Annotated in this window: 12 protein-coding genes; 4 read left to right on the forward strand and 8 right to left on the reverse strand. The window is 34.3% G+C overall.

The annotated features are described in order from the left end of the window. Window positions 1-42 precede the first annotated feature (42 nt). The 3 genes from BN2390_RS20325 to BN2390_RS20335 form a co-directional block, all read right to left on the reverse strand. Window positions 43-675 carry a hypothetical protein gene (locus BN2390_RS20325; RefSeq protein ID WP_053986119.1) on the reverse strand — a complete coding sequence of 211 codons (633 nt, stop codon included), beginning with the start codon at window positions 673-675 and terminating at the stop codon, window positions 43-45. Between the two features lie 338 nt (window positions 676-1,013). Next, window positions 1,014-1,610 carry a carbohydrate-binding family 9-like protein gene (locus BN2390_RS20330; RefSeq protein ID WP_053986120.1) on the reverse strand — a complete coding sequence of 199 codons (597 nt, stop codon included), beginning with the start codon at window positions 1,608-1,610 and terminating at the stop codon, window positions 1,014-1,016. Between the two features lie 172 nt (window positions 1,611-1,782). Beyond that, window positions 1,783-2,517, reverse strand: a complete 735-nt coding sequence (locus BN2390_RS20335; RefSeq protein WP_053986121.1) for a UTRA domain-containing protein — start codon at window positions 2,515-2,517, stop codon at window positions 1,783-1,785. Window positions 2,518-2,694: 177 nt separating this feature from the next. On the opposite strand from BN2390_RS20335, the gene treP reads away from it, so the two are divergent. After that, entirely contained in the window at window positions 2,695-4,116 is a 1,422-nt protein-coding gene (gene treP / locus BN2390_RS20340; RefSeq protein WP_053986122.1) for a PTS system trehalose-specific EIIBC component, read from the forward strand. After that, a complete protein-coding gene (treC, locus tag BN2390_RS20345) occupies window positions 4,109-5,740 on the forward strand; it encodes an alpha,alpha-phosphotrehalase (RefSeq protein WP_053986123.1) in 1,632 nt (543 codons plus the stop codon). Before treP ends, treC begins: the two co-directional genes overlap by 8 nt. Window positions 5,741-5,842: 102 nt before the next feature. On the opposite strand, the gene BN2390_RS20350 is transcribed toward treC, so the two are convergent. The 5 genes from BN2390_RS20350 to asrA all read right to left on the reverse strand — a co-directional run bounded on the left by BN2390_RS20350 (window position 5,843) and on the right by asrA (window position 9,835). Then, complete coding sequence (locus tag BN2390_RS20350; protein ID WP_053986124.1) at window positions 5,843-6,265, reverse strand: VOC family protein; 423 nt, start codon at window positions 6,263-6,265, stop codon at window positions 5,843-5,845. A 260-nt stretch (window positions 6,266-6,525) separates the two neighbouring features. Then, complete coding sequence (locus BN2390_RS20355) at window positions 6,526-6,852, reverse strand: nucleotide pyrophosphohydrolase (protein WP_053986125.1); 327 nt, start codon at window positions 6,850-6,852, stop codon at window positions 6,526-6,528. A 207-nt stretch (window positions 6,853-7,059) separates the two neighbouring features. Beyond that, window positions 7,060-8,022, reverse strand: a complete 963-nt coding sequence (asrC, locus tag BN2390_RS20360; RefSeq protein ID WP_053986126.1) for a sulfite reductase subunit C — start codon at window positions 8,020-8,022, stop codon at window positions 7,060-7,062. Window positions 8,023-8,033: 11 nt separating this feature from the next. Next, entirely contained in the window at window positions 8,034-8,828 is a 795-nt protein-coding gene (gene asrB, locus BN2390_RS20365) for an anaerobic sulfite reductase subunit AsrB (RefSeq protein ID WP_154668864.1), read from the reverse strand. Further along, complete coding sequence (gene asrA, locus BN2390_RS20370; RefSeq protein ID WP_053986128.1) at window positions 8,825-9,835, reverse strand: anaerobic sulfite reductase subunit AsrA; 1,011 nt, start codon at window positions 9,833-9,835, stop codon at window positions 8,825-8,827. Before asrA ends, asrB begins: the two co-directional genes overlap by 4 nt. Before the next feature lie 203 nt (window positions 9,836-10,038). Here asrA and BN2390_RS20375 point away from each other — a divergent pair, with 203 nt between their 5' ends. Further along, the gene (locus tag BN2390_RS20375; RefSeq protein ID WP_053986129.1) at window positions 10,039-10,731 is read left to right on the forward strand and encodes a Crp/Fnr family transcriptional regulator; all 693 of its coding nucleotides are present in this window, start codon (window positions 10,039-10,041) and stop codon (window positions 10,729-10,731) included. A 71-nt stretch (window positions 10,732-10,802) separates the two neighbouring features. Continuing rightward, a complete protein-coding gene (locus BN2390_RS20380; protein ID WP_053986130.1) occupies window positions 10,803-12,875 on the forward strand; it encodes a molybdopterin oxidoreductase family protein in 2,073 nt (690 codons plus the stop codon). Window positions 12,876-12,878: the final 3 nt, after the last annotated feature.

The raw sequence follows: 12,878 nt of genomic DNA on the forward strand, positions 1-12,878 counted from the left end.
ATTGCACACTTGGTTGCGCAATACCCTTTTAATTTTAACGTTCTATTTAGCTTCTTCTACTTCAATTTTTTCTGAGTACTCAAAGTGTCTTACTTGACCTGTTATAAGACTTACTGTTACAAGTACATCATCTTCATTATTATATTGGAATCTAAGCCCTTTATATTGTTTGTTTGTCATTGCTTTTTCGATTCCAGTGTATACAAGCTTACTTGGGTCTTCAACAATCTTCTTCTCAGTTAAAAACTGTCTTGCAATTTCTTCTAGGTGTGATTCTTCATATTTTAAAGGTTCTTTATCTGAAGCCTCTACTACAATCGCTCCTGTTACAGCATTTGTATTAGGATCTACACTTACACCATAAGAATAAAGTTGATTTGGAACTGGATCACCTTCTACCATTCCCCTAATCATATTATTTCTGTGTAAGTAAGTAGCTGATGGTAAATCTACAAGCACATAGTTTTTACTTGCTTCCACTTTACGTTCTACACCATCTTCAATATTCACGTCAAAATAAGTTGTAATAGCATCTTTTGCTATATCATAAAGTTCTTGTACAGCTGCCTCATCTGTAATAGGCTCTGTTTTTGTCGCTTCTGGACCCATGCTACATCCTGTTAAAAAGGCACCTAACATTGTCATAATTCCTATTGTAAATAAAAACTTTTTCATAATTCCCTCCTACATGCTTTTCTATGTTGATTATATAAGGTCTATTTAAGACATTATAGGAGTATACTCCCGAAATATGTATAAAAAATAAACAAATGGATATTTCCTGGGCAATTTTATACCTTCATAGGGATAAAGGAATCAAGAAGTGCCTCTGTATATTCATACCTTTCTCCACTTTAAATACATAATAAACCATTAATGATCATAATGGTTTCTATTAGATTCATGCCTTGTTCTCTATTAATTTCTCACAGTCTTCTACTGCAAACCTACCTTCAATTACCATTCTCTCAAGATCATTTAATGTTATACTGTTCCACCCCTAAACTTGTTTCTTACTTAATAATTAATTCACCAAAGAATTCTGGTTTATGAAATGCTGGGAATGGATTAGCAATTGGATTCCAACTTCCATAATGTGGCGTATGTGTATCATCACCACATTTATAGAAATTACCTTTAATCTTATCAGCAATGATCTCTTGGCCATATACCGCTTTAATAAATGTATCTGGAATCATAAGTTCTACTTCCCAATAACCTTCTCCTTTTGTAGCTACTGGTGTTGGTACATCAAACCCTTTATCTTTTAAGTAGAAACGGCCTCCTGGTTGACCATACTCACAAAGTACTGCTCCGTTGCTATTCATTTCAAAGTTAACATAGCCTGTACCTTCTACTTCTGGATAGTAGTTTGCGAAAAATTCCATACAACTATCTTTATAGACTGGATCATTTGCTTCGGTATATACCGCCCTAGGATTTTCTTCCTCACATCTCATTTTAAGGCAAAATCCTTGTCCTTCAATACGATATAACCATGCAGTTGTTGTAGGCATATAATCTGTACCCCATGGATAACTTGCAATACTTATTGGTTCAATCTCTTTCCAATCTACTTTTTCTGGTTTTACTTGAATTGTATAACTCATAACATCCTCCCATAATTCGTTCTTATTTTCTTTAATTCAGCTAATGCTCTACTAAATTTTACCTGTAGTTTCATTATGAACTATCCTTTATTATCTTGCAATATTTCTAAGACTATCTCAGCATATCCTACTTTATGTTTTCCAAATAGTTTTCTGCGATTCTCCTGCTTCTCTATACTAAATATGGACGTGTTCTTTGGGCAAATTGATGGAATTCAAAATGTTTAGGACTATGTCTAGACTGAGTAAATTCAAACATAACACCGTCATCATTATACGTGTAGTTACTTACTACAGCTACACAATTTAATCCATCTAATTGTAGGTACTCCTCGTCTATTTGAGTAATAGGTTCAACCGTGACAATACGTTTAGCCGTCGTAATGTGGATATCTAAAGTATTTTCTAGATAGTTATAAATAGATTCCTCTGCAATTTCAGCTGTAAGATGTGAAACGACTTTGGTTAAAAAATAATTATGGTCAATAATAAGCGGCACATTCTCTAGAAAGCGTACCCTTTGCATATAATAAATTTCTTCCCCTACAGGGAATGACGTTCTTTTATGGATTTTTTCATCAACTATAAGTTTTACAAACAGAATGACTTTTGTCGAATAAATCGTCTGATTTCTTTGTGTTGATTCATATAAAGATTCTATTCCGCTTAGAGAGTACTGAGAAGTTCTATGAGGTTGGTAAATCACCCTAACCCCTTTTCCTTGTAATGACTGTACATAGCCTTCATTGGCAAGACTTACCAATGCACGTCTAATGGTATTTCTTGAACTGTTAAATTCTATAACAAATGTATTTTCTGAAGGAAGTAATTGTTGATACTCATATTCATTAGCTTCTATACGTTCTTTAATGATTTGATATATTTTTTCATATTTTGCTTTCGGCATTATAAGGCTCCTTAGTATAGCTTATAAACAAGATTTCTTATGGTGAGTATATGATGATTAAATAAATTTTTCAAGTCAAAGATTGACACACTTGTTTAAACAAGTTATGATAAAGATACTCAATAACTTGTTTAAACAAGTACATAAAAATAATATACTAATTAGGAGAATAATAACATGGGAAAATTCGAAAAAGACTCTCAAGCATTATTAGAATTAGTTGGTGGAAAAGAAAATATTGCAGCACTTTCTCATTGTATGACTCGATTACGTTTTGCACTCGTTGATCCAAAAAAGGCTAATGTTGCTGGAATTGAAAAGCTTTCTTCTGTCAAAGGATGCTTCACACAATCTGGTCAATTCCAAGTCATCATAGGAAATGAAGTTTCGCAATTTTACAATGAGTTTACAGCCTATTCAGGTGTAGATGGTAGCTCAAAAGAATCTGTTAAAGAAGTTTCAAAAAATAATCAAACCTCTCTTCAAAGAATCATGACAAATATAGCTGAAATCTTTGCACCACTTATTCCAGCTATTATTACAGGTGGTTTAATTTTAGGATTCCGTAATATTATTGGAGAACTTCTCCTTTTCAATAACGGTACACAAACACTTACAGATATCTCTCAATTCTGGGCTGGAATTAATAGCTTCTTATGGCTTATTGGTGAAGCGATCTTCCACTTTTTACCTGTAGGTATTACTTGGTCTATTACTAAGAAGATGAATACTTCTCAAATACTAGGTATCGTTCTTGGTATTACCTTAGTATCACCTCAATTACTTAATGCATACGCTGTGGCAGGTACGCCAGTAGGTGAAATTCCTGTTTGGGACTTTGGTTTTGCACAAGTTCAAATGATTGGTTACCAAGCTCAAGTTTTACCAGCTATTTTAGCCGGATTTACACTTGTATACTTAGAACGTTTCTTTAGAAAGATTTGTCCATCTGTGATTTCTATGATTGTTGTACCTTTCTGTTCATTAATACTTTCTGTAGTTATTGCACATATGGTTTTAGGTCCAATCGGTTGGGCAATCGGTTCATTTATTTCAGGTGTAGTTTATGCAGGATTAAATAGCTCTTTCAAAGTAGTCTTTGCAGCTTTATTTGGTTTCCTTTACTCACCTCTTGTTATTACAGGATTACATCATATGTCAAATGCTATCGACTTACAGCTTATCGCTGATTTTGGTGGCACAAGCCTCTGGCCTATGATTGCACTTTCAAATATTGCTCAAGGGTCAGCTGTTCTTGGCTATATGTTCTTAAAACGTAAAGATCAAGCACTTAAAGAAATTACAGTTCCTGCTGCTATTTCATGTTATCTAGGCGTTACAGAACCTGCTATGTTTGGTGTTAACTTAAAATATGTCTTCCCATTCTTCTGTGCAATGGTAGGTTCTGGGATTGCAGCTGTAGTATCTGTTGGATTCGGCGTAATGGCTAATTCAATCGGAGTTGGTGGACTCCCTGGTATTTTATCTATTCAACCACAATCAATGCCAATCTTTGCTCTATGCATGTTAATCGCTATCGTAGTACCTTTTACACTTACTTATATGGTTGGCAAAAGAAAGGGAATTTGCAATGAATAAATTTGAAGAAGCCGTTGTTTATCAAATCTACCCAAAATCTTTCTTTGATACAACTGGAAATGGCTTAGGAGATATTAAAGGCGTTATAACAAAATTAGATTATCTTCAAAATCTAGGTGTTGATTACATCTGGTTAACACCTTTTTTTGTATCGCCTCAAAGAGATAATGGCTATGATGTAGCTAATTATGTAGAGATTGATAAAATGTATGGCACAATGAGTGATGTCGATGCACTCATTCATGAAGCCGATCAAAGAGGTATGGGGATCATGCTAGACATGGTCTTTAACCATACTTCAACAGAACATGTTTGGTTTCAAAAAGCATTAGCTGGTGACCCAGAATATATGGATTATTATATTTTTAGAGATGAGCCAACCAATTGGCAATCTAAGTTTGGTGGAAGTGCATGGGAATATGTAGAACATTTAAACAAATGGTATCTCCACTTATTTGATGTGACACAAGCTGATCTAAATTGGAATAATCCTAAAGTACGTGAAGAACTCAAAAATGTTATCCGTTTTTGGAAAGCAAAAGGCATCAAAGGATTTAGATTTGACGTTGTTAATCTTATTTCAAAACCTGAACTTTTCGAAGATGATCATGAAGGCGATGGACGTAGATTCTATACTGACGGTCCTCATGTTCATGAATACCTTAAAGAACTTGTTCAAGATACAGGTATCGAAGATATGATTACTGTTGGAGAAATGTCTTCTACTTCTATTGAACAATGTATGCGCTATGCCAATCCACAAGAAAAAGAACTGGCTATGTGCTTTAACTTCCACCATCTTAAGGTGGACTACAAGAATAATCAAAAATGGGTTTTACAAGATTGTGACTACGATTTATTAAAATCACTCTTCGATGAGTGGCAAACACGCTTACAAGAAGTAGATTCTTCTTGTGCAGTCTTTTTAAACAATCATGATCAGCCAAGAAGCGTTTCTCGCTTTGGGGATGATACATGCTACTGGGACATCTCTGCTAAGATGCTCGCAACTATGATTCACTTTTTAAAGGGAACACCTTATATCTATCAAGGTGAAGAAATTGGTATGACCAATGCCCACTATAAAGAAATTGATCAATATAGAGATGTAGAATCTCTTAATTACTACGATATCCTCATAAATGAAGGTAAGCCTCAAGAAGAAGTGATGCATATCTTAGGTGAACGTTCAAGGGATAACTCAAGAACACCTATGCAATGGGATGCTTCACTTAATGCTGGATTTACTAGTAGTACACCTTGGCTTGGAGTTAATACAAACTATACTCAAATCAATGTAGAAAACCAACTTGATGATCCTAACTCTATTTTTAGTTATTACAAGCAACTTATAACGCTTAGAAAGCAATATAAAGTGATTGCACACGGTCATTATGTACCTTATGAGACTTCAACCCCAAGTCTCTACATCTATCAAAGAGTGTATCAAAACGAAAAATGCTTAGTGCTCTTAAACCTTAACAAGGAAAATAAGACAGTGTCATTAGATAATCTAAGAGATTTCAAACCTTTAATTCATAACTATGAAGATCTCCAAATGACTCATAAAACAGTAGAATTAAGACCTTTTGAGGCTATTGTACTCCTTAGTACACCAGCTTAAATTAATATTTACTAGTTGAATAAAAAAGATAAGAGGCAACACTTCTTGGAGGTGTTGCCTCTTACCTTTTTATATGAAATTCTATTCTACTTGAAAGACTAGCTACTTCACCCTGTTAAACATAGGATGCTTTTCATCAAATTGAACTAAGTCCCATAGATTCCCATATAAATCTTTAAAAACAGCTACTATTCCATAATCCTGTTCTTTAGGTTCTCTCACAAATTCTATACCCATTGTCTTCATTTCATTAAAATCACGCCAAAAGTTATCTGTTCCTAAGAATAGAAAAACTCTCCCCCCTGCTTGGTTACCGATAAAAGGTACTTGTTCAGACTTTGAAGCTTTTGCCAACAATATTGTCGTTCCATTAGACCCAGGTGGTGATACGACTACCCAGCGTTTATCTTGCTCTGCTTGATAAGTATCTTCAACTAATGTAAAGTGAAGCTTATTCGTATAAAAGTCAATGGCTTCATCATAATCTTCTACCACTAAAGCAATATGTACTATTGATTGTATCATTTTCTACTTCTCCTCTATTGTACTCAGAAAACTATTTATTTCATTTAATGTAATACTCATGTTAGCTCAATTAGTTAAATAATAATGGAACTAATAAAACCATTATACTCCCTATTATCGTAACTATAGCTACATATATAGTCTTTTTTCTTACCTCTTGCATAAGAATTTTTCCTTTCTATTAAATAGATCATCTCAATCGAACAAATAACTATTTTATTAGTTAAGAATAACATTTAAAAAGCTTTACAAACTGGAATTTACCATCGTTGCATATTGCTCCTGTGTTTCTCTAAGTATACCTTTTCAAGTTCCTCTGGTGTAATACTATAGCAAAGCAAAACATCATTGAAATACATCATAACATCACACATTTCTTCAATAAAATGTGTTCGAACTTTACTGTCACACAAAATTTTTGCATCTCCGTTCTTTTTTATGATGTCACTTACCTCACCTAATTCGCCATATAGCCATAATAGTTTTTGCCGAGCTTGCTCAGGTGGTAAACCACCCCATTTATCCTTGTACTTCTCTTGTAATTCCTTCTGCATTTCCTGCATAATCTCAAAAGTAAGTTCTGTCATTACATACTCCCATAAATTCTATTTTTTTACCTTTAAAGTTCCTCAATAAGTTCTAATTTATCGACTTATAAAATATCTATTTTAAACTCTATCTTATAAGTTAAAATACTTCAACAATTAATACATCTAAACAACAAAAAGGGAGCGTTTCTCAACACTCCCTTTATTTTATCTCTATTCAATTCCAACCTAGCTCACTCTATGCTCTTAATAGTGAATGCCACTCCAGTATACATTGTTAATCACAATAGCTTCTTCTGGAAGGTTCACATCTTTAAGTGCCCATTTTTTGAACTCCATAAAGCCTGTACGGTCAACAATATATCCTATATGTTCTTTTCCGCCTGGAGCTCCTCTATCAATATACTCATTTACATAGTCATACGTGTTTAAGATGATTTTGATAATACTTGCTTCATCTGCCCATACAATGAAGTCTTCTGCAAGTCTTGGGTTTTTCTTACCTGTTCTACCCATAATAGCAAGTCTGTAGTATTTTTCTTTACTTCTTGTCCATGCACCTGTTGGACATGCATTAATACAAACACCACATCCTACGCATTTATCTGCTTGACGTTCTACACGGTAGTTCTTAGCGGATAAGCAACCTACTGAGCGTGTTTTACATCCTTTTACACAAGCACCACAAGATACACAACGGTTAGGATCATATTGTGGCATTGTCATTCCAATAATACCAAAGTCTTGCATTCTTGCTTTAATACAGTCATTTTGGCAGCCTGTTAAACCTACTTTGAAGTGAAGGTCATTTGGGAAAATAGCTTTTTCAATCTCTTTAGCAAAGTTTGTTGTATTGTAATTCGCAAACGGACATACTTTATTACCAATACATGCTGAGATATTACGTGTACCTGCTGATGTATAACCTTTTCCTGGTACTTCTTGATTAATTTCAAGCCCTTCAATAAGAGGTTGAAGCATCTCATTGACTTTATCTATATCTTCAAATTTGATACCTAAAATCTCAAATCCTTGACGAATAGTAATGTGTACTTGACCATTTCCATAGCGCTCTGCAATCTCTTGAATTTTACCAAGGTATTCTGCTTTAATAAGACCACCTGGAACACGTACTCTTGATGCTGTAATACCTCTTACTTTAGTTACCCTAAAAGCATTCTTTTTAAGTTTCTTTGTATTAATATCCATCGCTATTCCTCCTAGTCTCTTAATAACTTACCTTGAGTATAATTAAATACAGGTCCTTCTAAGCAAATGTAAGTGTCACCAATCTTACAATGTCCACATTTACCAATTCCACAGCACATTTTACGTTCTTGAGAAATCCAGATATTTTCTTCTTTGATTCCACGTTTTAAGAATTCTTGTACTGTAAATTTCATCATAATAGGTGGCCCAACAACGACTACTTGTACATCTTCTAAATCTTCAATTGGAAGTTCAGGAATGTATTTTGTAACAAGTCCTACTGGCCCGGTGTAGTCTTCTGGTGCCTGATCTACAGTAACTGTAATATCAGTGGTTTCACTCCATACTTTTAAATCATCTTTAAATAATACATCTTCTGGTGATTTAAATCCTGTGATAAGTGTAAGCTTCTTGCATTCTTCTGGGTGTTTCGCAAAGTGATCAACAATACCTCTTACTGGTGAAAGCCCTGTTCCCCCTGCTACAACAACTATTTCATGATTTCTATAATCATTTAAGTCAAATCCATTACCATATGGACCTCTTAAAAAGAGTTTGTCTCCTACATATTTTTCAAAGATTTCATTGGTTACTTTTCCTACTTTACGGATAGTAAGGTCAATAGTACCTTCACCAATACCACTTACTGAAATAGGTGCTTCACCGTATTTAGGAAGAGATACTTCAAAGAATTGTCCTGGCTTTACTTCACCTGTAAATGCCATACGGAACGTATACTCTATCTCTGTATGTTTAATAACTTCTTTAATTTCTGATATAAAAGGGATATATTCGTTTTTCATTATTTTTGAATCTCCTTCATGCCATCTGATAATTTATTAATACATGCTGAAAATGAAATATACTCTGGACAGATATCGTCACAACGTCCACAACCTACGCACATATGATGACCAAAGCGTTTTTTGTAGTCATGTACTTTGTGTAATACTTTAAAGCGCATACGTTGTCCTTTATCCCCTCTAAAGCTATGTCCGCCTGCCATCTCTGTAAATCCATCAACTTGACAAGATGCCCACACACGGCGACGTTCGCCTGCTTTTTTGCCATCTGAACCTTCATAAAATACGTCTTGCATCGTAAAGCATGTACATGTTGGACATACAAAGTTACAGCGTCCACATGCAATACAACGTTCGTTATATTCATTCCACATTGTACTATCCATAATATCTGATGAAAGATTCTCTGGAATATTTACTTTTGTTTGATTCTCTGTTACATAGTCTGGTTTTACACTTACTTCTTCTACTTCTTCAAGTCGTGCTAGAAGTGCCTCAAAGTTTCCATCAATGAAAGCTTGATCCCCTTCTACCTTGATATAAGCATCATAATTTGTAGTAATATTTGTACCCATATCTACGCAAAAACAACTATCAAATGAGCTTGTACATCCCATTAAAATAAATTTTGTTTTTTCTCTAATTCTTTTATAGTAAGCATCTTCAAAACCATTTCTAAGATAGATGTCGTCCATACGTTTTACAGCGTGTAAGTCACAACTACGTAAAAAGATAATGGCACCTTTTTTAGGTGCGTCTGATTCTTTGATCTCTTCTTCTGTAAAATAAAAGAGTGTCTCTGAAATAGGTGTTAACACTTCTTTATAAGAGAACTCTGACTTGTGTTCAAAATTAATTTCTCCTAAAGACTCTACTGTCCCATATCTTACACGATCAGTATCAGAATAAGTACCTTCTCCTAAAAAAGTCTTTGGTGCATAAATGCTGTATTCTTTTGATAGTTCTCTTAAAATGCTATCTAAGTGTGCTGTACTTGTTTTATATCCCATTTTTTACACTCCATTCTTTTATTTTCCATACTCGTTAATTCGTTAACACGATTTGCTGTTGCTAGTATATTAGATATCCAAATAAAAGACTGTGATGTTTATCACGTTTAACCTTACTTTTTGTTTACCATTTTATTTTTCTTGATTTATACATATAATAGGGATAGAAAATATATAAAATAAAATATAAAAGGGAATAATTTATGGCACCTATTACAAATGATATATTAGAACAACTCAGTTTATTTGAAGGACTCCACCCCTCCACTTATGCCCATTTAACACGTATCGGGAGAGTGGAGTCTTATAAAAGTGGCGCACATCTTTTCTTAGAAAAAGATCTACTCCATTGTTTTTACATTGTATTATCAGGTACAGTCTCTATGTATAAAACAAACTCTAATGGACAACTTAAGACAATTTTTATATTTGGCAAAGATACCTTACTTAATGAAACTATTTTTGATAATATGCCTGTATCCATTAGCTGTAAAGTTCATGACGACTGTACAGTCCTTGCTTTTTATCGCTCGGACCTGCTTCCTCTATTTCAGCAAGACTTTAGACTTACTGAGAACTTTGTCAATCATTTAAGCAAGCGTATCAGACGTCTTTATAGACAGATGAAAAATTCTACTTCTATTATCAAAATGGAAAAGAAGCTTGCTGCTAAACTTTTGAAATTGTCTCAAGATTATGGTACACCACAAGATGATGGCATTATGATTGACTTTCCCATTACCATTACTTCCCTTGCTGAATTATTAGGATCTTACCGTGAAACCATTTCACGTGCACTTAAAATTTTGGTGGAAAAAAATCTTATTGTTTACGAACATAAGTATATTTTTGTCCCTGATCCTAATGCCCTTTCTACATTTTTTAAGGCACCGTGAGATTAGTCACGGTGTCTTTTTTAATAAGCTAGTATACTTATGTTAATTAATTATCAAAAGGGAGGTTCTCCATGAAAAAAGTACAATCTACTTGTAATGTATGTTCCTTAGCTTGTAATCTTGATTTCTATGTAGAGAATGAACAGATCGTAAAAGTGTTACCTACCAAAACTTATCCTGTTAATAAGGGATTCTCTTGTATTAAAGGTATCTCACTGGATAAACAAAATACTAAATTTAAACCTTCACCTTTCCCAAAAATTCGTGATGCACAAGGTGAACTCCAAGAAGTTTCTTGGGATGAGGCTTACAAATATGTAGCGGACAAGCTTCTTTCAATTAAAGAAACTTACGGTGGAGATAGCATTGCTGCTATTAGTACTGGTCAATTACCTCTAGAAGAAATGGCTCTCTTCTCTCACGTTATGCGTAACTTTTTAAGAGGTCATGTTGATGGAAATACAAGACTTTGTATGGCAACTTCTGTTGTTGCACACAAACAAAGCTTTGGATTTGATGCACCACCTTATACATTAAATGATTTCGAGTTATCCGATACCATTTTCTTAATTGGAGCAAACCCTATTGTGACACATCCTATTATTTGGGATCGTATTCGTCGCAATCCAAACAAAAAAGTTATCGTTATCGACCCTCGTCGTTCTGAAACAGCTCAAAAATCTGATTACTTCTATCCTATAAATGGTAAATCAGATATTTACCTTTTCTATGGTCTTGCAAATATTCTTATTGAAAAAGATTATCTTGACCATGACTACATTGAAGCACACACTGAAAACTTTGATGGTTTCAAAGCACTTGTAAGTAAATACACACCTGATGTAGTAGCTGAACAAACTGGTCTTAGTGTAGATGCTTTATATGAAATGGCTGAACTTATTCATACAGGTAAAAATGTATCTCTTTGGTGGACAATGGGTGTTAACCAAGGTTATGAAGCTGTAAGAACAGCTCAAGCTATTATCAATATCGCACTTATGACAGGTAATATCGGTCGTCCTGGTACTGGCGCAAACTCTATTACAGGACAATGTAACGCTATGGGATCACGTGTATTTAGTAATACTGCCGGACTCTATGGCGGTGGTGATTATGATAATGCTGTAAGACGTGAAGCTGTATGCAATGCCCTTCAGATTACAGATGAACAACTTATCAATAAACCAACCCTTCCTTACAATGCAATTATCGAAAAAATTCATAGTGGTGAAATTAAAGCACTTTGGGTTGTATCTACAAATCCTCGTCACTCTTGGACTAACAACGCAACATTTGCAGAAGCTATCAAAAAACTTGACCTCTTTATTGTTCAAGATATTTATGACGATACACATACTTCTAAAGATGCTGGTGTATTCTTCCCTGTAGTTTCTGGACTTAAGAAAGTTGGGACTTATATCAATACGGAAAGACGTCTTTCTGCAATGCGCCCTGTCTTAGCAAAAGAAGATAATGAAAAAACAGACTTTGAAGTATTCTACGAAGTAGGTCAAGCCCTTGGTATGGGATCATTACTTGACTTATGGAAAACACCACAAGATACTTTTGAGCTTATGAAAAAGTGTTCTAAAGGTATGCCATGTGATATTACTGGTGTAACTTATGAAGCACTTGATGGAACACATGGTATTCAATGGCCATTTAGAGAAGGAGATGTCTTAACTAATGATGAACGTCGCCTCTTTGAAGATGGAAATTACTATACACCTTCTAAAAAAGCTAAATTTGTATTTGATGAAATTATGGAAAACCCATTACCTACAACTACTGAATTCCCTTACATCTTAAATACAGGTCGTGATACTGTAGGTCAATGGCATACTCAAGTACGTTCTAGAGAAATTGGTGTAGCTTCAAAAACTTATGCTGATCAAGCTTATATCTATATTCATCCTACTCTTGCAAAAGAAAAAGGTATTGAACAAAATGAAATCTTTGAAGTCTCATCAATCAACGGTCAAAGTGCTCGTTTTGCTGCTAGAATCACAGAAAATGTATCTGAGAATCAATTGTATGCACCTATGCATTACATTGAAACCAACAAACTTACACCTTCTCTTTATGATCCATTTTCAAAAGAGCCATCATACAAAACAACACCAATCAACATTTATAAAATATAGGAG

Source organism: Niameybacter massiliensis (genome assembly GCF_001282685.1).
GTDB classification, from domain to species: domain Bacteria; phylum Bacillota; class Clostridia; order Lachnospirales; family Cellulosilyticaceae; genus Holtiella; species Holtiella tumoricola.

Coding starts and splice junctions, on each gene's coding strand:
- BN2390_RS20325 (WP_053986119.1), bottom strand. CDS start 675: ATGAAAAAGTTTTTATTTACAATAGGAATTATGACAATGTTAGGTGCC.
- BN2390_RS20330 (WP_053986120.1), bottom strand. CDS start 1,610: ATGAGTTATACAATTCAAGTAAAACCAGAAAAAGTAGATTGGAAAGAG.
- BN2390_RS20335 (WP_053986121.1), bottom strand. CDS start 2,517: ATGCCGAAAGCAAAATATGAAAAAATATATCAAATCATTAAAGAACGT.
- treP (WP_053986122.1), top strand. CDS start 2,695: ATGGGAAAATTCGAAAAAGACTCTCAAGCATTATTAGAATTAGTTGGT.
- treC (WP_053986123.1), top strand. CDS start 4,109: ATGAATAAATTTGAAGAAGCCGTTGTTTATCAAATCTACCCAAAATCT.
- BN2390_RS20350 (WP_053986124.1), bottom strand. CDS start 6,265: ATGATACAATCAATAGTACATATTGCTTTAGTGGTAGAAGATTATGAT.
- BN2390_RS20355 (WP_053986125.1), bottom strand. CDS start 6,852: ATGACAGAACTTACTTTTGAGATTATGCAGGAAATGCAGAAGGAATTA.
- asrC (WP_053986126.1), bottom strand. CDS start 8,022: ATGGATATTAATACAAAGAAACTTAAAAAGAATGCTTTTAGGGTAACT.
- asrA (WP_053986128.1), bottom strand. CDS start 9,835: ATGGGATATAAAACAAGTACAGCACACTTAGATAGCATTTTAAGAGAA.
- BN2390_RS20375 (WP_053986129.1), top strand. CDS start 10,039: ATGGCACCTATTACAAATGATATATTAGAACAACTCAGTTTATTTGAA.
- BN2390_RS20380 (WP_053986130.1), top strand. CDS start 10,803: ATGAAAAAAGTACAATCTACTTGTAATGTATGTTCCTTAGCTTGTAAT.